Annotated in this window: 17 protein-coding genes and 1 tRNA gene; 2 read left to right on the top strand and 16 right to left on the bottom strand. The window is 68.2% G+C overall.

The genetic code is table 11. From position 1 onward, the window contains the following. Window positions 1-13 precede the first annotated feature (13 nt). Genes IPJ17_14335 through IPJ17_14320 form a run of 4 tightly spaced genes read right to left on the bottom strand, consistent with a single transcriptional unit; the run spans window position 14 to window position 5,856 of the window. Window positions 14-1,480 carry a DUF4388 domain-containing protein gene (locus IPJ17_14335; GenBank protein QQR72672.1) on the bottom strand — a complete coding sequence of 489 codons (1,467 nt, stop codon included), beginning with the start codon at window positions 1,478-1,480 and terminating at the stop codon, window positions 14-16. Window positions 1,481-1,499: 19 nt separating this feature from the next. After that, window positions 1,500-3,359 carry an excinuclease ABC subunit UvrC gene (gene uvrC, locus IPJ17_14330; protein QQR72671.1) on the bottom strand — a complete coding sequence of 620 codons (1,860 nt, stop codon included), beginning with the start codon at window positions 3,357-3,359 and terminating at the stop codon, window positions 1,500-1,502. A gap of 6 nt (window positions 3,360-3,365) precedes the next feature. Continuing rightward, complete coding sequence (gene uvrB, locus IPJ17_14325; protein ID QQR72670.1) at window positions 3,366-5,357, bottom strand: excinuclease ABC subunit UvrB; 1,992 nt, start codon at window positions 5,355-5,357, stop codon at window positions 3,366-3,368. Between the two features lie 13 nt (window positions 5,358-5,370). Further along, window positions 5,371-5,856 carry a hypothetical protein gene (locus tag IPJ17_14320; GenBank protein ID QQR72669.1) on the bottom strand — a complete coding sequence of 162 codons (486 nt, stop codon included), beginning with the start codon at window positions 5,854-5,856 and terminating at the stop codon, window positions 5,371-5,373. Between the two features lie 76 nt (window positions 5,857-5,932). On the opposite strand from IPJ17_14320, the gene IPJ17_14315 reads away from it, so the two are divergent. Then, on the top strand, window positions 5,933-8,359 hold the full coding sequence (locus IPJ17_14315) for a PBP1A family penicillin-binding protein (GenBank protein ID QQR72668.1): 2,427 nt from the start codon (window positions 5,933-5,935) through the stop codon (window positions 8,357-8,359). A gap of 37 nt (window positions 8,360-8,396) precedes the next feature. Here the strand turns inward: IPJ17_14315 and IPJ17_14310 are convergent, their stop codons facing one another. The 12 genes from IPJ17_14310 to IPJ17_14255 form a co-directional block, all read right to left on the bottom strand. Further along, window positions 8,397-9,620 carry a class I SAM-dependent methyltransferase gene (locus IPJ17_14310; protein QQR72667.1) on the bottom strand — a complete coding sequence of 408 codons (1,224 nt, stop codon included), beginning with the start codon at window positions 9,618-9,620 and terminating at the stop codon, window positions 8,397-8,399. A 3-nt stretch (window positions 9,621-9,623) separates the two neighbouring features. Next, a complete protein-coding gene (locus IPJ17_14305; GenBank protein QQR72666.1) occupies window positions 9,624-10,070 on the bottom strand; it encodes a 50S ribosomal protein L9 in 447 nt (148 codons plus the stop codon). An 11-nt stretch (window positions 10,071-10,081) separates the two neighbouring features. Then, window positions 10,082-10,366 (bottom strand): 30S ribosomal protein S18, encoded by a 285-nt coding sequence (locus tag IPJ17_14300; protein QQR72665.1) that lies wholly within the window; start codon window positions 10,364-10,366, stop codon window positions 10,082-10,084. A 2-nt stretch (window positions 10,367-10,368) separates the two neighbouring features. Further along, window positions 10,369-10,800: a 30S ribosomal protein S6 gene (gene rpsF / locus IPJ17_14295; protein QQR72664.1), complete on the bottom strand. Its 432-nt coding sequence runs from the start codon at window positions 10,798-10,800 to the stop codon at window positions 10,369-10,371. Between the two features lie 121 nt (window positions 10,801-10,921). Next, the gene (locus IPJ17_14290) at window positions 10,922-11,509 is read right to left on the bottom strand and encodes an aminoacyl-tRNA hydrolase (GenBank protein ID QQR72663.1); all 588 of its coding nucleotides are present in this window, start codon (window positions 11,507-11,509) and stop codon (window positions 10,922-10,924) included. Between the two features lie 4 nt (window positions 11,510-11,513). Next, window positions 11,514-12,164 (bottom strand): 50S ribosomal protein L25, encoded by a 651-nt coding sequence (locus IPJ17_14285; GenBank protein QQR72662.1) that lies wholly within the window; start codon window positions 12,162-12,164, stop codon window positions 11,514-11,516. A gap of 18 nt (window positions 12,165-12,182) precedes the next feature. Next, window positions 12,183-13,127 (bottom strand): ribose-phosphate pyrophosphokinase, encoded by a 945-nt coding sequence (locus tag IPJ17_14280; GenBank protein QQR76183.1) that lies wholly within the window; start codon window positions 13,125-13,127, stop codon window positions 12,183-12,185. Window positions 13,128-13,199: 72 nt separating this feature from the next. Continuing rightward, window positions 13,200-13,274, bottom strand: a tRNA-Gln gene (locus tag IPJ17_14275). 41 nt (window positions 13,275-13,315) lie between these two features. Further along, window positions 13,316-13,732 (bottom strand): septation regulator SpoVG, encoded by a 417-nt coding sequence (gene spoVG / locus IPJ17_14270; protein QQR76182.1) that lies wholly within the window; start codon window positions 13,730-13,732, stop codon window positions 13,316-13,318. A 29-nt stretch (window positions 13,733-13,761) separates the two neighbouring features. After that, window positions 13,762-14,670, bottom strand: coding sequence for a 4-(cytidine 5'-diphospho)-2-C-methyl-D-erythritol kinase (gene ispE / locus IPJ17_14265; protein QQR72661.1), 909 nt, complete (start codon window positions 14,668-14,670; stop codon window positions 13,762-13,764). Further along, window positions 14,648-15,331: a hypothetical protein gene (locus IPJ17_14260; GenBank protein QQR72660.1), complete on the bottom strand. Its 684-nt coding sequence runs from the start codon at window positions 15,329-15,331 to the stop codon at window positions 14,648-14,650. The genes ispE and IPJ17_14260 overlap by 23 nt, the downstream gene beginning before the upstream one ends. A 1-nt stretch (window position 15,332) precedes the next feature. Continuing rightward, complete coding sequence (locus IPJ17_14255) at window positions 15,333-17,306, bottom strand: tetratricopeptide repeat protein (protein ID QQR72659.1); 1,974 nt, start codon at window positions 17,304-17,306, stop codon at window positions 15,333-15,335. 58 nt (window positions 17,307-17,364) lie between these two features. Between IPJ17_14255 and IPJ17_14250 the strand changes: the two genes are divergently transcribed. Continuing rightward, on the top strand, window positions 17,365-18,705 hold the full coding sequence (locus tag IPJ17_14250; GenBank protein ID QQR72658.1) for a hypothetical protein: 1,341 nt from the start codon (window positions 17,365-17,367) through the stop codon (window positions 18,703-18,705). Window positions 18,706-18,723: the final 18 nt, after the last annotated feature.

Genomic DNA, 18,723 nt, shown 5'->3' with positions numbered 1-18,723 from the left:
ACCGGAGCTCGCGTCAGCGGCGGAAGATGCGCCCGAAGATGCCCTTCCCACCCTCCGAGCTTCCGCCTTCGAGACGCTCGAGCGCCGCGGCGGCGTCGGGGTTCTCCGGGGCGATCCGCAGCACCGTGTGGTACTGGACCTTGGCCCGCACGGGATCCTCGAGGCGTTCGTAGAGGCTGGCCAGGAGGAGTCGGGAGGCGAGATCCCGCGGCACCAGCTCGATGGCCCGCCGATAGCTCTCGGCGGCGTGGCGCAGCCAGTTCGGGTTGCGGGCCTGTAGCCGCCCGAGCTCGAGAAAGTACTGCGACTTCGACGAGTCGGCCTTGACGGCGAGTTGCAGCAGCTCGATGGCGAAGTGGTACTCCTCGCGTGCGGCGAAGGCGAGAGCCTGCTCGTAGTGCTGGCGGGCGAGGTCGCGCTGCTCCTGCGCTCGCTGGGCCACGGGTTGGTTGACCCGCCCGACGACGACGTCGAGACCGATCTCGAGATCGTACGCCTTGCGGCGCTCCGGATCGGCCAGAGTGAGATAGGCGGTGGTACCGCGCTCGAAGAGGAGCTGAAGGCCGGCTTTCGCGTTCTCCAATTCGAGCAGGGACGAGTGACTCGGGTGGGCTTCGCGGGCGAGCCGCTCGTAGGCGGCGTGGACCTCGTCGATCGACGCCGACGGCGCCACCTCGAGGAGCTCGTAGTGGGTCATGCCGCCGAACTTCGCGAGGCGGTCGATCAGCAGCTCTCGGTGCGCGGCCACATCCAACGCCACGGGCCGCTGGGCGAGGCTCTCGCGGATCCGCTCGTCGAACCGGTTGAGGACCTGCCGCTCGAGCAGCTGTCCGGCCCCGTCCTGAGAGCGTTCCCGCCGCTGCTCGAACGGACGAATGCAACCCGCCGCGGCCAGCCGAACCAGGGCGCGCCCGAGCTCGACTCGCCCCATCGGGCTCTTCTCCTGGAGATCGCGGGGCTCGGTCGGCGCCTGGAGTTGTTCCAGCACCCAGAGCTCGGCGGGACTGAGGAGATCGGCTCGTCGGCGCAGTGGCGATGTCTCTTCGAGAATCCACCGCGTGCGATCCCCGCCGAGCGCGGCGACCGGATCGCGCTCGCCGACCTGCGCGACGGCGTGCTCCATGAGGAACTCGACGGTCGGCAGTGGCCCGACGAGAAGCTCGGGGAGCACCGTCGGGTCGTCCTGGAACCGGAACTCACCCTCGGTCCACTCGGCCGTGACCTCGACGATCCGGGAGAGCAGCGTGGCGATCTCGCGCCTCGCCGACCCCAGCGGATCGGGCTCCTCGCCGAGCAGCGTGGCGAGCCGCCGGGCGAGAGGATGACTTCCCGGCAGGCAGAGCTCCCCCTCGCGAAAATGCAGGCGCCGCCGCTGACCGCGGACTTGCACTTCGAGCACGCCGTTGCCGCGGGCCAGATGGATCTCCCGTACGACCTCCGACAGAGGCTCCCGCTCGAGATTGCCGGCGATGGGCGACATGGATGGCTCGGCGTCGATTCTAGCGGAGTTCCGGCGGTGATTCTCCGCCGGATCCTGCGTCGCCCTCGTGGCCCGCGTCCGCCCCGTCGGCCATCGCCAGCGTCGCGTGCAGCCGACGGCCGACCGTCGGGCCGAGGAGCTCGGCGAGAGCCTCGACGCTCGCCGCGGCGACCGCGTCCGCCGACCCGAAATGCTGCAGGAGCAGACGACGACGAGCCGGGCCGATTCCTGGCAGGCGATCCAGGCGACTCGCCAAGGTTCGGCGACTTCGCCGGTTCCGATGCCGCGAGATGGCGAAACGATGCGCTTCGTCTCGCAGGCGCTGCAGAAGCTGCAGACCGGGATCTCGCCGGGGAAGGACGAGCGGCTCGGGCAGGTCCGGCCGATAGACCTCCTCCTCCCGCTTGGCCAGGGAGACGATCGGCGTCTCCTCGGCACCGAGAGCCGCGAGTGCCGAGAGCGCAGCGTTGAGCTGCCCTCGCCCACCGTCGACGAGGATGAGGTCGGGCATCTCCCCCACCTCCTCGAGCCGACGTCGATAGTGGCGTTCGACGGCCTGGCGCATCGAAGCGAAGTCGTCGGGCAACCGAACGCCGCGGATGTTGAACGAGCGATAGTCCGACTTGCGCAGCTTGCCCTCTTGCCAGACGACCAGCGAGGCGACGGTCTCGCCGCCGTGGAAGGTCGAGATGTCGAAGCCTTCGATCCGCCGCGGCGGTTCCGGCAACTCGAGGTGAGTCCGCAGCGCCTCGCTGCCGGCATCGCTCTCGCCGGCCCCGCGGAAGCGGCGCCGGAAGGCGAGCTGGGCGTTGCCGCGGGCCAGGTCGAGACGCGAGGCTCGCGGGCCACGTGCCGGATAGCGCAGGTAGACCCGCTCCCCCTTGCGCTCCGAGAGCCAGTCGGCGAGAGCCTCGTCCCCGTCGATCGGCATCGGCAGGTGAATCTCCTTCGGGATGAACGTCGTCCTCGCATAGATCTGAGGCAGTACCTCGGCGAGCAGACGTTCCGCGGCAAACGCCGCCTCCTCCTCCCAGAAGAGCTCCTGACGATCGAGAATGCGGCCGCCGCGCATCACCAGGATCACCATGGCAGCACGAGGTCCCAGGGTGAAGAGGCCGATCACATCGGCGTCCTCGCCTTCCACCGACGAAAGGCGACTGCGGCCGGCGAGTGCGTCGATCTCGGCGAGCGCGTCGCGGAGCCGCGCGGCCTCCTCGAACTCGAGACGCTCCGCCGCCTGCTCCATCCGTTGCCGCAGCTCACGCGAGAGACGATCCGTCTTCCCGCCGAGGAAGAGGCGGGACTGTTCCGTTGCCTCGCGATAGGTCGCTTCGTCGGTGAGACCCGCCACGCACGGGCCGAGGCAGCGTTTCATGTCGTAGTAGAGGCAGGGGCGTGGCAGCTTCCCGTCGATCTCGATCCGACAGACGCGCAGCCGGAAGAGCTTCTGGACGAGCTTGATCGCTCGCCTCGCCAGACCTCCCGGCAGGAAGGGGCCGAAGTACTCCGCCCCGTCCTGGCGGATCCTCCGGGTGAAGGCGACCCTCGGCCAGGCTTCGCCGACCGTGATCTTGAGGTAGGGATAGGTCTTGTCGTCCCGCAGCAGGACGTTGTAGCGCGGCCGGCGCTCTTTGATCCAGTTGTTCTCGAGCTCGAGCGCCTCGGACTCCGACCGCGTCACCAGGTAGTCGAGGTCGCTGGCCTCCTCCACCATCGCCGCCAGTCGCGGCTCGAGATCGCGCGTGAGGTAGCTCGCGACCCGGCGCTTCAGCGACTTCGCCTTGCCGACGTAGAGCGTCCGTCTGCCGGCATCGACGAAGATGTAGATGCCCGGTTCTTCCGGCAGCCCGGCGATCCGCGCCGCAAGCTCGGGAGTCATCGCGGATCAGCCGCTGAAGACCTGCAACTCCCGCAGCTCGCGGATGCGGTCGCGCAGCATCGCGGCCTCCTCGAACTCGAGCCGTTTGGCGGCTGCCCGCATCTCCTTCTCCAGCCGTGCGATTCGCTCGGCGAGCGGCTGCGACTCGTCCTCCGCCACCCAGCCGGCAGAGCGGCCGGGGACTTCGTGGTAGTCGAGGTTGGCCATGGCGACGAGCGGATTGTGGATGTCCTTGAGGATGGTGCGGGGCTCGATGCCATGCTCCGTGTTGTAATCCTGCTGGCGCACTCGCCGTCGCCTCGTCTCGTCGATCGCCCGGGCCATCGAGTCGGTGATCCGGTCGCCGTAGAAGATCACCCGGCCGTTGAGGTTCCGCGCTGCGCGCCCCGCCGTCTGCACCAGGGCGGTCTCGCTCCGCAGGAACCCCTCCTTGTCGGCGTCGAGGATCGCCACCAGCGAGACCTCGGGCAGGTCGAGCCCCTCCCGCAGCAGGTTGATGCCGACGAGCACGTCGCACTCGCCCCGTCGCAACGAGGTGATGATCTGCACGCGCTCGAGGGTCTCGACGTCGCTGTGCAGATATCGCACCTTGATGCCGATCTCGAGCAGGTACTGCGTCAGCTCCTCCGACATCTTCTTGGTCAGCGTCGTGACCAGCGCACGCTCCTTCGCCGCCAGTGTCTGGCGCAGCTGGCCGATCAGGTCGTCGACCTGACCGCGCGCCGGTCGCACCTCGATCGCCGGGTCGAGCAACCCGGTCGGACGGATCAGCTGTTCGACGACCACTCCGCCGGCACGCTCGAGCTCGAACGGGGCGGGCGTCGCCGAGACGTAGAGCCGCTGACCGACCCGGCGGTCGAACTCCTCGAAGGTCAGGGGGCGGTTGTCGAGCGCGCTCGGCAGCCGGAACCCGAAATCGACCAGCGTCGTCTTGCGCGACCGGTCGCCGTGGTACATCCCGCGAACCTGGGGAACCGTCTGGTGGCTCTCGTCGATGACCAGGAGAAAGTCGTCAGGAAAGTAGTCGAGGAGCGTCGGCGGCGGCTCTCCGGCCTGGCGCCCGGCGAGGTGGCGCGCGTAGTTCTCGATCCCGTGACAGTACCCGACCTCCTTGAGCATCTCGAGGTCGAAGCGCGTGCGCTGTTCCAGGCGCTGCCGTTCGAGCAGCTTGCCCTCCTGCTCGAGTCGGTCCAGCCGCTCGGCGAGCTCGCTGCGGATCCTGGCGATGGCCTTCTCCATCCGGTCCTTCGGCGTGACGTAGTGCGTCTTCGGATAGAGCGCGACACGGTCGGGGGACTCGAGCACGTCGCCGCGCAGCGGGTCGAAGATCGCCAGTCGCTCGATCTCGTCACCGAAGAACTCCACGCGAATCGCCCGATCGTCGTACGCCGGCAGGATCTCCAGGGTGTCGCCGCGCAGACGGAAGCCGCCGTGGAACAGGTCGAGCGAGGTCCGCTCGTATTGCATCTCGGCCAGGCGTCGCAGCGCCTCGTCGAGGTCGAGGGACTTGCCTTGCTCGAGCATCAGCAGCATGCCGAAGAACGCCTCAGGCGAGCCGAGACCGTAGATGCACGAAACCGAGGCGACGATCAGGACGTCACGCCGCTCGAAGAGCGACTTCGTCGCCCGCAATCGCAGGCGATCGATCTCCTCGTTGATGTTGACTTCCTTCTCGATGTAGGTGTCCGACTGCGGGACGTAGGCCTCGGGCTGGTAGTAGTCGTAGTACGAGACGAAGTACTCGACCGCGTTGTGCGGGAAGAACGCCCGGAACTCCTGGTAGAGCTGGGCGGCCAGCGTCTTGTTGTGGGAGAGAACGAGGGTCGGACGATCGACCCGCTCGATCACCTTGGCGACGGTGAAGGTCTTGCCCGAGCCGGTGACCCCGAGAAGCACCTGTTCGCGTTCGCCGGCGAGCAGCCGGGCGACGAGCTGTTCGATGGCCTGGGGCTGGTCCCCCTGCGGTACGAAGGGGGCTTCGAGCTGGAAGCTCGTCACGTTCGGTCTTCCCTCAGGGCGAGGCGGTGGGAACCGCCACGGGGGTCGCCGGAGGCTCCGCTCCCCTGCCGACCAGCTCGAGCGATTCCGTGAGCGAGAGGATCTCCTGTCGCGTCGGCGGCGTCGTGCCGACGCCGCTCAGCCGCTGGAGCTTGCCCTGCAGCGTCTGCAGGGCGCGCGGATCGAGCTTGCCGGCGGCAATCGCCCCTCGTGCCGCCGAGAAGGCCCCCGTCAGTCGGACCTTTTCGTCCGCCGTGAGATCGGAAGGCAGCCGCGTAGCGAGCTGCGATTCGATCTGGCGCAACGTCCAGCTGAGCAAGTCGTTCGCCTTGAACAGGAAAACCACCGCCGCCAGCCCGAGCAGCAGGGTCGCGAACCCGCAGCCCACCAGCGCGATCCGTCCGCAGCCGGTGGGCGTCTTGGCACGCTCCGGAGCGAAGGGGGTGGCGGGGGGCAACGAGGGCGGCAGCGGATTCAGGTCGGTGTCTTGTGGGGTCATCGTCTGCCTGGATCGTCTCGAGAGGTACCGGCGCGTTTTATCACAGCCCTCGGATCGCCGCTGGTAGAATCGCGCCGTGCCCCCCGGCCCCAATGCCCCTCGCGCGATCCCGACGCTGCGCCCCCATTCGCTCCGCCGCCGGCTGATTCCCTTCGTCGTCGCCGTCCTGCTCGGTGTCGCGGTGGGCGTCAGCGTCGGTGCCATGATCCACATGCCGAAGGTCGAGTCGCTGATCGACTTCCGGCCGAGCCTCGTGACGCGCCTGCTGGATCGCGACGGCAAGCCGTTCGCCTCCTATGCCCGGGAACGACGTGAGCTCCTCGGGGATGCCGAGGTTCCTCCCCTGATCCAGAAGGCCGTCGTCGCCTCCGAGGACTCGGAGTTCTTCCGCCATGGTGGCATCGACGCCTTCGGCGCGCTCCGATCCGTGTTGGTGAACTTGCAGCGTGGTCGCCGCGCCCAGGGCGCTTCGACCATCACCATGCAACTCGCCAAGATGCTCTACCTCACACCCGAGAAGAGCTGGCGACGCAAGGTCGAGCAGGTCCTCCTCGCGGTCGACCTCGAGAAGAACCTCTCGAAACAGCAGGTTCTCGCGCTCTACTGCAACCTCGCCTTCCTCGGCCACGGCAACTATGGGATGGAAGCGGCTGCACGCTACTACTTCGGCAAACCGGCGAGCGAGCTCTCCCTGCCGCAGGCGGCCACCCTCGCCGGCATGGTCCAGCGGCCGAGCGCCTTCAGCCCGTACCGGAATCCCGCCGGAGTGACCACTCGCCGCAACTACGTCCTCGGTCGGATGTTGGCGGAAGGATTCGTCACTCGCGAGGAGCACGATCGGGCAGTGGCAGAGCCCCTCGCGGTGCAAGACCACCGGGCGAGGTCCGAGCTGGGTGCCTATTTCGCCGAGGACGTGCGACAGCAGCTCGAAGCCAAGTACGGCACGGAACGCCTATACCAGGAGGGCCTGCAAGTCCGCACGACGCTCGATTCGACGATCCAGCGGGCCACCGAAGAGTCCTTGCGGAGCGGGCTCCTGCGCGTCGATCACCGGAAGGGCTGGCGGGGTCCCCTGCGGCGTGGTCAGCCGCTCGGCATGGACCTCACGGCCGATGGCGACTTCGTCGATCGCAATCCCTCTCCGGAGACTTGGCTCCCCGGCATCGTCCAGGGCCTTTCGGGAGATGTCGCGCAGGTTCGCCTTCCGGGCGAGGAGACGGTCCTCACGCGCCGCGGTGTCGCCTGGACCGGCAAGGCTCGCCCGTCGGAAGTGCTGCGCATCGGCGACCTCGCCTGGTTCCGCTGGTCGACTCCGGAGGAAGGGAAGAAGGGAGAGCCCCTCTACCTCGTGCTCGAGCAGGAACCGATCCTCGAGGGGGCGGCGATCGTTCTCGAATCGGCGACCGGAGCGGTTCGCGCCATGGTCGGCGGCTGGGATTTCCAGCGCAACAAGTTCAACCGGGTGACTCAGGCACAACGGCAGGTCGGATCGGCCTTCAAGCCCTTCGTCTACGGCGCCGCCCTCGAGTCCGGCTTCTCCCCGGCCGACACGCTCTTCGACGCGCCGGCGGCCTTCGCCGGTGCCGACGGTCTGCTGAGCTACAGCCCGCGCAACTACTACCGCAGATACTACGGCATCATCACGCTGCGCCGGGCGCTCGAGCTGTCGGTGAACGTCTCCGCGGTGAAGTTGATGGACATGGTCGGTGTCCAGCGGGTCGTCGACTTCGCACGGCGCGCCGGGCTGCGATCTGCCTTGCCGCCCTATCCGAGCCTGGCTCTGGGGTCCGCCGACCTGCTGCCGATCGAGCTCGCCGCCGCCTACGCTTCGGTGGCGAACCAGGGGATCTATCTCGAGCCCTACTTCATCGACCGGGTCTCCAACCCCGACGGACTGACCCTGCAGGAGCATCAGACGCGGGCAAGAAAGGTGACCGAGCCCGAAGTCGCCTACGTGCTGACGCACATGCTCGAGGGAGTCGTCGATCGCGGTACCGCCGGAAGCTGTGCCGATCTGCCGCTGGATCTCGCCGGAAAGACCGGGACGACGAACGACTACACCGACGCCTGGTTCGTGGGGTTCACCCCGCGCTACACCATCCTCTCCTGGGTGGGCTACGACCAGAAGCGGACGATCGGGCGGAAGATGACCGGCGCCGAGGCTGCCCTGCCGATCTGGCGTTTGATCGTCGAGCGGGGGCTTGCCGACGGTTGGTTGCACTCGGGCGAGCAGTTCTCGCGTCCGCCCGGCGTCGTCATGCAATCGGTCGAGTACTGGACCGGGTTGCTCCCGGGACCTGGAGCCGAGAAGCTCATCGACGAAGCCTTCCTCCCGGGAACCGTGCCGACTCGCTCGTACCAGCCCCGCTGGCAGGCCATCCTCGCGCTGCCTTGGGCTCAGCAGCGTCCCTTCTATCAGCCGCGGACGCGCGAGTCGATGCCCGAGCAGGTCACCGACTGGTCGGCGATCCAGCAAGCCTGGGAGAACGAGGACGGCGACTGACCGACCGGTCGAGCGCCGTCGATCCGGCGATTACGGGTCAGGGCTTGCGAGCGATCATCGCGAAATCGCGATGACCGAACAGGAGTTCGTCGATCCGATCCCGGAGTCGATTGACCTCGTCGGCGAGCGGTCGCAGCTCGTCGGAGAGCCGCGCGACGTCGATCTCGGGAAGGCGCTCGTCCTTGGGGAAGGGGCGCAGATCCACCCTCTCGACCGAGGCGAAGCCCGCCGATTCCAACATGACACGGAGCATCTCGGGATGGACCGGACGCACGTGGGTCGGATCGAGCCAGAAGGACCGGGCCGCGACCACGACCGAGAGCGGGTTCGGCGTCTCGAGGACGAGCACACCGCCGGGCGCGAGAGCGCCCCAGGCGAGGCGGATCAGTCGATCGATCACCGGCGGCGGGAGGTGTTCGACAACGTGGAAGGACACGATGCCGCCCAGCCCCCCTGGCGGACTCGCGGCGAGCGCCTCGAGCAGATCGCCCTCATCGACGCGAAGTCCCTTGGAACGGCAGGTGGCGACCATCTCCGCGCTCGAATCGACGCCACGCGCGGGAATCGCGCGCTCACCGAGTAGCGCCAGGAACTCGCCCCGCCCGCAGCCCAGGTCGAGGACCTCCCCACCGCCGAAATAGGGGAGGTAGATCGCCAACCGCTCGGCGATCTCTGCCTCGGTTCCACGGTGCCGTGCTTCGAGTTGGAGATACAGCTGCTCTTCCCGAACGCGAGAGAGCGAGGCGGGGTCCCCCGCCTCGCTCCGCGCCAGAGCGGATCCGAGGCGCCCCCACAAGTCGGAGCTTTCGCGCCGCAGTCGGTCCATCTTCTGGTCGACGCGAGCGAAGAGCCCATCGTTGTGGCGCATCACCTCGTAGAGGCCCTCTCGCCAGAACGCCTCGAGCCGCTCGAGCCGCTCCTCGTGCCAGCCGGATCGCCTCTCGCTCCCCGCGAGCCGGTCCTCGTGGGACTCGAACCGGTCGAGGTGGCGGCGCAGCTCCTCGAGAAGGATGAGATTGAAGATGCGCTGCCGCTCCCAGAGTTCGTTCTGGGGCGTCTGGACGAGCGGGCGGAAGAGGCGTTTGAAGAGGACCAGCAGGCGGCCGAGGATGCCGCCCCGGTGACTGCGGACCGGGAATCGTCGATCCCCGGCCCACAGCCACTGCCATGCCGTCAGGTCGCGGGTCGGCTCACCGAGGAAATCGTCGAGGCCAGGCTCCTTCGAGCCGGGTACCCCGACGACCTCCTCGCGGTCGGTCACGGCCTACTCGGCGGCGGCGACGGAAACGGCGAGCTCGGCGACGATCTCACTGTGAAGATCGACCCGGACGAGGTGATCGCCGAGCGTCTTGATGCCGCCGACGAGATCGATCTGCCGACGATCGACCTCGATCCCCTTGGCGGCGAGCGCCTCGGCGATCTCGGTGACGCTCACCGAGCCGTAGAGCGTTCCCGACTCGGTGGCTCGCTTGGTGAGGGAGAGCTTGATCCCGGCAATCCGTGCGGCGATCTCCGCCGCGGCCTGACGCTCGGCGGCGTGGCGAGCGTCGATCTTCTTGCGCTCCTGCTCGAAGATCTTCAGGTTGCCGTCGTTGGCCACCAGAGCCATGCCGTTGGGGAACAGGAAATTACGCGCGTAGCCGGGCTTGACGTCGACGATCTCGCCCCGCCGGCCGCGGTGGCGCAGATCACTGAGCAGGATGATCTTCATGGCGATCCTCCTCAGTCCGTGGTGAACGGCACCAGTGCCAAGTGCCGGGCCCGCTTGATCGCCTGCTGGACCATGCGCTGATGGCGAGCGCAGGTGCCGGAGATGCGCCGTGGCAGGATCTTGGCGCGCTCCAGGATGAACTGCTGCACCTGCTTGGTGTCCTTGTAGTCGATGTAGTCAAGGTGCTCCGCGCAGAACTTGCAGACCTTGCGACGGCGGAAGAAGACGCGCTTCTTGCCAGCCGGCTTGGCCCCGCGGGCCCCTCTCGGACCGCCTCTACCGGTCGGTTGCGCCATGATCAGGCCTCCTCCTCGGTCGCCAACCCACGATCGCGGTCGGCACGTTCGCCCCGGTCACGGTCGCCACGCTCCCGCTCGTCGCCGCCGAAACGACCGCGCGGCTCGGCAGGAGAGAGCGTGGCCCCGGACTCCGGCTTGCGGTCGAGATCGGTGCGCACCGTCAGGTAGCGCAGGATCTTGTCGTTCTGCCGCAAGCGAAGCTCGACCTCGGGGACCGGGTTCTTCGCTTCGACGTCGATGTACAGCACGACATAGCGGCCTTCGGTGAGCTTGTTGATCGGGTAGGCAAGCTTGCGCCGCCCCCAGCTCTCCTCGCGCTGGACCGTGCCACCCTTCTGGGTGATCAGCTGCTTGTACTCGTCGGTGAGGGTGACGACTTCTTCGTCCGACAACCTGGGGTCGGCGATGAAGACGAGCTCGTACGTTCTCATGCCTTCGAAGTCCTCCCTTTGGACTCGTTCGGCTCCGCACGGGGCGGAGCAGAGAGGTCGGTTCCGGTGCGCCCGGAGCCGGGCCACGGCGGCATCGCCGCAGCGCTAAACCTTGATGATCTCAGGCCTCGGCTGTGTCGTCAACCGAAGGCCCGGTTGCTGCTGCGTTGAAGCGTGACGCGACGTCCGAGAACGGCTCCCGGAGCCAAGCGTCGCAGGCGTCGGCCGCGCGCTCGACCATCGCCCGAACCGCCGCCGTCTCCTCCGGCAGGAAGCTCGACAGAACCCACTCGGCAAGGTCGCTGCCTTCCGGAGCGGCCCCGATTCCCAGCCGCAGGCGCGGCACGAGGTCGGTGCGCAGGTGCTCCAGGATCGACGCCAACCCGCGGTGCCCTCCCGGTCCCCCCTGCTCCCGCAGCCTCAGCCTGCCGAGCGGAAGCGCGACATCGTCGTAGACCACCAGAATCCCGCCGGGTTCGGGCGCCTCGTGCTCGGCGAGGCAGCGGACCGCGAGTCCGCTGCGATTCATGAAGGTCTGCGGCGCGGCGACAACGACCTCGTCGAATCGGGCGGTCAAGGAGCTACAGAAGGGCTGATCGACGGCCACTCGGCGCCGTGCGGCCAGCTCCTCGACGACGCGGAACCCGAGGTTGTGCCGCGAGTCGCGGTACTCCACGCCCGGATTCCCGAGCCCGACGATGAGGCGCAACGCCTCAGGACTCTTCGGCCGGCTTGCCGCGCTTGATCACCTCGGGCTCCTTGCCTTCGGCGGGCGTGGCACCCTCCGTCCCCTCGGCCTCGACGCGGGCATGGGCCACCGAGGCGATGATCCGCTCGGGATCGCCGAGCAGGCTGACGCCGGACGGCAGGCTGAGATCCTTGGCCGCGACGTGATCCCCGACGTGCAGGTCGGTGAGGTCGACGTCGATGACCTGTGGGATCAGCGTCGGCAGGCACTCGACTTCGACCTCGCGGCTGACGAAATCGACGATGCCGCCCTCGTTCTTGACGCCGAACGCCGTGCCCGACAGCTCGACGCGGACCTTGACGCGGATCTTGGCGTCCAGCAGCACCCGCTGGAAGTCGATGTGAACGATCTGTCGCGAGACGGCGTCGACCTGCATGTCGCGAATCATCGTATGCCGGCTCTTGTCGGTTCCGATCAGCTTGAGCAGGAAGACGCGATTCTCGCCGGCGCCCTTCTCGAGCGCCTCGAGGAGCGGCTTCTTTTCGATGCGGATCGACAGGTTCTCGCGTCCGCCGCCGTAGACGACGCCAGGAACCCAACCGCTCCGCCGCAGCCTCCCGCACGGCCCGTCGCCGGTCTCTTCCCGCTTGTGAACTTCGATGATCAGGTCTTCCATGGGTTCCTTCCTCTAGGGCTACACGAACAGCGAGCTGACGGAGCTGTTCTCGTGGATGCGGCGGATCGCTTCGCCCAGCAGCGGCGCCACCGTGTGGACCCGCAGCTTGCCGCAGCGAGCCAGCTTGTCCTCGACCGGAATCGTGTTGGTGATGAGCACTTGCTCGAGCGGAGACTCCTCGATCCGCTTGAGGGCGGGACCGGAGAGAACCCCGTGCACACCCGCGGCGAGCACGCGTCGCGCGCCCCGGGCGCAAAGCGCCTCGACCGTCTTGGTCAGGGTGCCCGCCGTGTCGATGATGTCGTCGACGATCAGGGCACCGTGGCCGTCGACGTCACCGATGATGTGCATCACCTCGGCCTCGTTCGGCGCGACCCGCCGCTTGTCGACGATCGCCAGGCCCACTCCAAGCCGCTTGGCGATGGCCCGGGCTCGCTCGACGCCGCCGGCGTCGGGAGAGACGATGATCAGGTCGGGGATGTTGAGATCGCGAATGGCCTCGAGCAGCACCGGAGCGGCGAAGAGGTGATCCACCGGAACGTCGAAGAACCCCTGGATCTGCGACGCGTGGAGGTCGAGCGTGAGGACGCGATCGGCCCCCGCCCGCGAGATCAGGTCCGCCACCAGCTTGGCGGTGATCGGCACGCGAGGGCGGTCCTTCTTGTCCTGGCGGGCGTAGCCGTAGTACGGGAGCACGGCGGTGATCCGCGACGCCGAGGAGCGCTTGAAGGCGTCGATCATGATCAACAGCTCGATCAGCGTCTCGTTGACCGGCCGACAGGTCGGCTGGACGATGAACACGTCGGCGCCGCGCACGTTCTCGTCGATCTGGCAGAACGTCTCGCCGTCCGAGAAGTTGAACGCCGTCGAATTGCCCGGCGAGACGCCAAGGTACTCGCAGATCTCGCGCACGAGATCGGGGTGTGCCCTCCCGCCGAAGATCTTGATCGACGCACCGCGCATCATGTCGACTCCGCTCGAGGTTCCAGGCGCATCAATCGCGCGCCGCGTCCGACGTCCGCAAACACTCGGCGCTGGTTGGGGCGGGAGGATTCGAACCTCCGAATGCGAGATCCAAAGTCTCGTGCCTTACCGCTTGGCGACGCCCCATTTGCGGGTGCTCCGGCTTGCTGCCCCACTGCTGCGCTCACTCAGTCCAGCGACCAGAACGATTCCCGAAGATGAGCCTCCTGGACCTCCTCCAGGCTCTTCTCCGTGGCGGCGTTCGCCGCCGTCTCTGCGACCGATCGGATCTCGGTCTCCCGCGGCCCGACGCGACGATCGTCGCCCTCGGCAACCGGAACCGGCGCCCCTCCGTCCGAAATCCGCTCGTACTCGGCGAGAACGCGGGTTTCGATCCAGCTTCGGGTCTCCTGATTCAGCGGGTGAGCAACGTCCTTGAACTCCCCGTTGCGACGGCGCCGGTTCGGCATGCTGATGAAAAGGCCCTGCTTCCCCTCGATGACCCGGATGTCGTTGACCATGAAGCAGCGATCGAAGACCACCGACACGAACGCTCTGAGCTTCGGATCCCCGACTGGAAAGACCTTGACTTCGGTGATCTCCATCGCCTCGACCTGACCTCGAGAGTCCTCGTTCAGCTCCGGCCATCCCGCGCCGGAACCGCCCACTGGCGCCTCCAGGACTGACGGGCGAGCGTCCGCACCGGCAGCAGCCGGCACCCCGCGGGAAGCCGGCTCGCAGCCGCTGCGGCCACCTGGGCTTCCCGGAAACGCGCCACCAGCGTCGACCCGCTACCGGAAAGCCGAACCCAACTGGCTCCAGCGCTTTCGAGGATCGCTCCGATTTCCGCGATCTCCGGATGCAGCCCGAAGACGGTCTCCTGCAAATCGTTCCAGCCACAGAGCCTCTCGAGCTCGACACGCCGCGGCGTCGGCACTCGCAGGAGGCCGCCAATGCTAGGCGCTAGCGGGGCCTCTGTCAAATCTCCCAGGCTCTTGAAGATGCGCCCTGTTGCGACCTGCACGGGAGGCAGGGCGAGCCAGAGGGTCGATCGCTTCGGCTCGACCAGGGGAACGAGCTCGTCGCCGCGGCCGAAACCGAGGGCCGTGCCGCCCAAGAGGAAGAACGGCACGTCGGCACCCAGCGAGCGTGCGACCGGCCAGAGCTCCTCGACCGTCGCCGGCGCTCCGACAAGCCACCGCAGGCCAAGCAGGGTCGTGGCGGCGTTGCTGCTTCCTCCCCCGAGCCCCCCACCGAGCGGGATCCGCTTTTCGAGCCGGGCACTCACGCCCAGACCGGGCGCCCAGCGCTCACGGAACGCTTCCATCGCCCGAACGACGAGATTCTCCGGCCCGGCGGAAAGCTCGGCGCCGACGACCTCGAGGCGAACGACACCCGCCGGCGAGACTTCAAGCCCGATCCGGTCATGGAGATCGATCGACTGGAAGACGGTCCGTAGCTCGTGGTGGCCGTCGGGACGACGGGCCACGACCTGCAGGTGAAGGTTGACCTTGGCGTAGCTACGGAAGGTCGAGCTGGTCACACCCGCACTCCTCGAAACCGTCCGGCGTGGCGAACGGCGCCCAGTCTCCCGGGAGCGGCTCCGCCGACGCCTGCCGCCACCGGAGGGTCAGCTCCCGCTGCGGCAACGCCAGCTCGGACGTCCCGCCGTCGCGCTGCCAGGTCGCGATCGTCCTTCCGGTGCTGTCGCTCATCTGCCATTCGCGGAGCTCGTCGTGGGAATCGACCCCGGCGAGCCAGTGGTGCCCCGCCCCGTCGACGAAGCGTACCCGCCCGTCGGTTCCCTTGGCCGCCTCGGCAGGAATCGCGATCGGGAGAGCGCCCAAGAGGATCTGGGGGACGGCCCCCGGCGAGAGCTCGAGTTGCAGGAGCGGGAGTGCCAGGGCTTCGCTGGCCTCCCCGCGACAGACCTTGCGCTGCCGATGGTCGGCCCAGAGGAAGTGGTCTCCGGCCACGGCGAAGGTCCAGACCGTTCTGCCCACCAGGTCCGCCGCGCCGATCTGGAAACGGCGTTCACCGGCGAAACGCAGCACGACCCGCAGGTGGGCTTCTCGCTCCTGGCTTCGCGCTTCGACACGGAAAAGATACTGCCCCGGGCCGACTCGCGGCGCCTTGGCCGGCAGACTGGAACAGGCCAGGGCCAGGAGGAGCCAGGGCGCCAGAAGCGCGGAGAAAGCTCGCACCTCAGGAACCGTTCCGGCTCGCGAGCGCCTTGCGCTTCAGCTCGACCGCCGCCCGGTTCTCCGGGCCGATCGCCAGAGACTTGTCGAACGACCGAAGTGCGCCTTCGCGGTCCCCGAGTGCCGCCAGCACGTCCCCGAGATGCTCGAACAGGGTTGCGTCGTCGCCGACCAGGCGGACCGCCCTCTCGATCAGCACCTTGGCCGTCGCGAGGTCGCCCTGGCGATAGCGGATCCAACCCAACGTATCGACGTAGGCGCCACTTTCCGGCGAAATGCCCAGGGCCTTCTCCGCCATCGCCGCGGCGTCCTCGAGCCGCACGCCCGCCTCCGCCAGCAGATAGGCGAGGTAGTTGAGGGCGGCAGCGAACTGCGGCGCCTTCTCCACCGCTCGCGAGAGCTCGGCGATCGCGTCCTGGATTCGACCGGTTCTTTCGAGCGAAACGCCGAGCTGGAAGGCGAGACGCGGCGATTCCGGTTCGAGCACGCGAGCCTTCTCCAGAATGGGCAGAGCCTCGGCATGCCGATTCACCCGCTGCAGCGCTTCGGCGGCGGCCGTAAGCGACGCGGCGTCCGCCGCCTGGACCAGGCGGGCCACGACCTCCCCGGCTTCGCGTTCCCGATGGGCTCGGAAGAGGAGCTCCGCGCGCAGACCGCTCTTCCCCGGCTCGGGCAGATCGGAGGCCGTCGCCAGCTCCAGCGCCTCGTCCCAGCGCTCGAGGCGGGCGAGGATCTCCGTGCGCGCCTGCCCCAGTGCTCGACGCGATTCGACGTCAGCCCCGGCCCCGACGGACGGAGGGGCAGTGAGGGCCAGAGCGTCGTCGAGGCGGCCGTGGCGGGAGAGCAGGTCGGCTCGTTCGAGTCGGATCTCCAGCGCTTCGGCCGTCTGTTTCTGCTCAGTCAGGTGCTCTTCGAGCGTCGCGAGGATCTCCGCCGCGCGGTCCGTCGCTCCCGACCGGTCGAAGGCGCGGGCGGTGACCGCGGCCAACTCCGGATTCTTCGGATCGGCCTGGCGAAGCGTGTCGAGCTCGACCGCGGCCTCCTCGGCCCGGCCCTCCGCCAGCAGCACCATTCCCTTGAGATAGTGGCCGCCGCCGAAGTCCGGACGCTCGGCGAGGAGGAGATCGAGGGCGCGCATGGCGCCCGGCAGGTCTCCAGCCTGATAGCTCGCGAGCGCCAGACGGCGGGTGACCTCGGCGGTCGCCACCTGGGACGGAGGAGCCGCCGACAACAGCACGACGGCATCGCGTGCCGCTCCCCGCTCGATCAGGAGGTCCGCGAGCTCCACCCGGGCTTCGAGCCTGTCCGGAGCAAGTCCGACGAGGCTGGTCAACGCCAGCTCCGCTCCTGCCGAGTCCTTCGCCGCACGACTGGCATCGGCGAGCATCGCCAAGACCATCGGATGCTGCGGGTAGAACGAGAGCGCCTCCTTCAGAACCTCGACGGCACGGGCCGGATCCCCCGAACCGAGGAAGATCTGACCGAGAGAGATCAACGCCTCGAGGTCGCCTGGACGCGACGCCCGCAGCGTTTCGAACGCGCTCCGGGCCTTGGCCAACGCGGTCGGCTCGCGTTCGACCTGGGTCATGAAAACCTGGCCCGCGATGCGCAGCACATCAGGGGAGGAAGGGGCGCACCGGAGGGCTTCGTCCGCCTGCTGTGCGGCGGCGCCGAGCTGGCCCATGCGCATCAGGAACCGCGCGGCTTCGGCGTGCACGTACGCGTCGTCGGGGGAGGCCGCCAACGCCCGATCCAGCTCACTTCTGGCGTCGACCAGGCGGCCCTCGTCGGCGAGCGCATGAAAGAGGACGAACGCCTCCGCTCCGGCGCTTGCCGGCAGCGGGGCCTGCGCCGAGGCGGCGGCCGCGATGGCCAGGATGCTCGCGAAAAACCCGATCGACGTGCGGCGGCGTAAGCCCATGTCCGCAAGATATCCAGCGACGGCTTCCTTTACAACCCGAGGGGTGCGCGCTATCATCCCCCGACGCGTCTAAGTCCAGCCATATGATGGGCTTACTCCAAGATTCTCCTTCTCGATGAAGCGCCTTGGCCAGATACTCCTCGAGCAGGGCTGGGTCAGCCCTGAGCACCTGCTGAGGGCACTCAATCACCAGAAGCTCGTCGGCGGGAGACTCGGGACCTGTCTGCTCGAGATGGAGGCGGTCGAGGAGAAACTGTTGATGCGCGCTCTCTCTCAGCAACTCGGCGTTCCCGCCGCCGAGGTCGAGGACCTGCGCGGGGTCCCGGACGAGGTCACGGCGCTTCTTCCCGCCAAGGTCGCCCGCCGCTGCCAGGCGATTCCGTTCCGTCTCCTGGGCGGCCAGCTCTCGGTCGCCCTGCTCGGCGTGCGGGACCTGGCGATTCAGGACGAGCTGGGGTTCGTCAGCGGCAAGCGGCTTCGGATCCACATCGCCAACGAGGCCCGGATCTTCGAGGCGCTCGAAAAGTACTACGGCGAGGAGTGTCCCCAGCGCTTCTCGCAGCTCCTCGACCGGGTCAACCGCGCCAAGTACCTCTGGGAACGGAAACCTCACGGCGAGGCGCAAAAGCCGGAGGCGCCTCTCGGGGGCAGCCCGTGGGAGCTCCCCCCCCCGCGGCCCTTGCCGCCGAGAATCGCGCCTCCGGTTGCCGCGACCCGGCCAAACGAACCAGCGATGCCAGCGCGACCCCAGGACGGTGGCGGTTCACCTGCGGCCGGCGCTCGAGCGTCGTTGGCCACAGCGCCAGCCTCCCCACGGAACAGCGCCGGGCCGGGTGGAGAGGCGTCGCCCTCCGCCTCGATCCCAGAGCAGCTGCCTGCGAGGAACCCGGCAGACGCCGTGGAGATCGAGGTGGCGATTCCGGACGGCGGTTCGAGCGCCGTCGGACCTCCTCTTCCCGAGACGATCTCGGTGAACGAGGTCGAAATGCGAATGGGTCGAGCCCTGGAGCGTGACGGCATCGGCGGGCTGGTTCTCGACTTCCTCGCGTCGCGATTCGAGCGGGCGATCCTTCTCTCATTGCGAAAGGACGAGGTCGCAGGGTGGATGGGCCGAGGATCGAGCGTCGACGAAGATCGCCTGCGGAAGCTGCGGATCTCGCTCGCCGCCCCGTCGATCTTCGCCACCCTGCGAGACGGCGCTCCGACCTTCCGGGGACCGCTGCCCCCGCTGCCGGCACACCGGCAACTTGCCGAGATCTGGGGCGGCGCGCTGCCGGCCGACTCGATCCTGGCGGCGATCGGCGTCCGGGGGCGGCCCGTCGCCATGGTCTACGCCGATCGCTCGCCGAAGCCCGTTCTTCCCGCCGATCTCGACGAGCTGCGGCGATTGACCTTCGCCGCTGGCAACGCCTTCGAGCTCTGCATCCGCCGGCAGAAGGCGGCGGCAGGCGCCTGACCCCCGACGTTGACGCTC

Source organism: Holophagales bacterium, from assembly GCA_016699405.1.
Lineage (GTDB): Bacteria > Acidobacteriota > Thermoanaerobaculia > Multivoradales > JAGPDF01 > JAAYLR01.
Note: the sequence above shows the minus strand (reverse complement) of the source record. Positions and strands in the feature narration are given on the sequence as shown.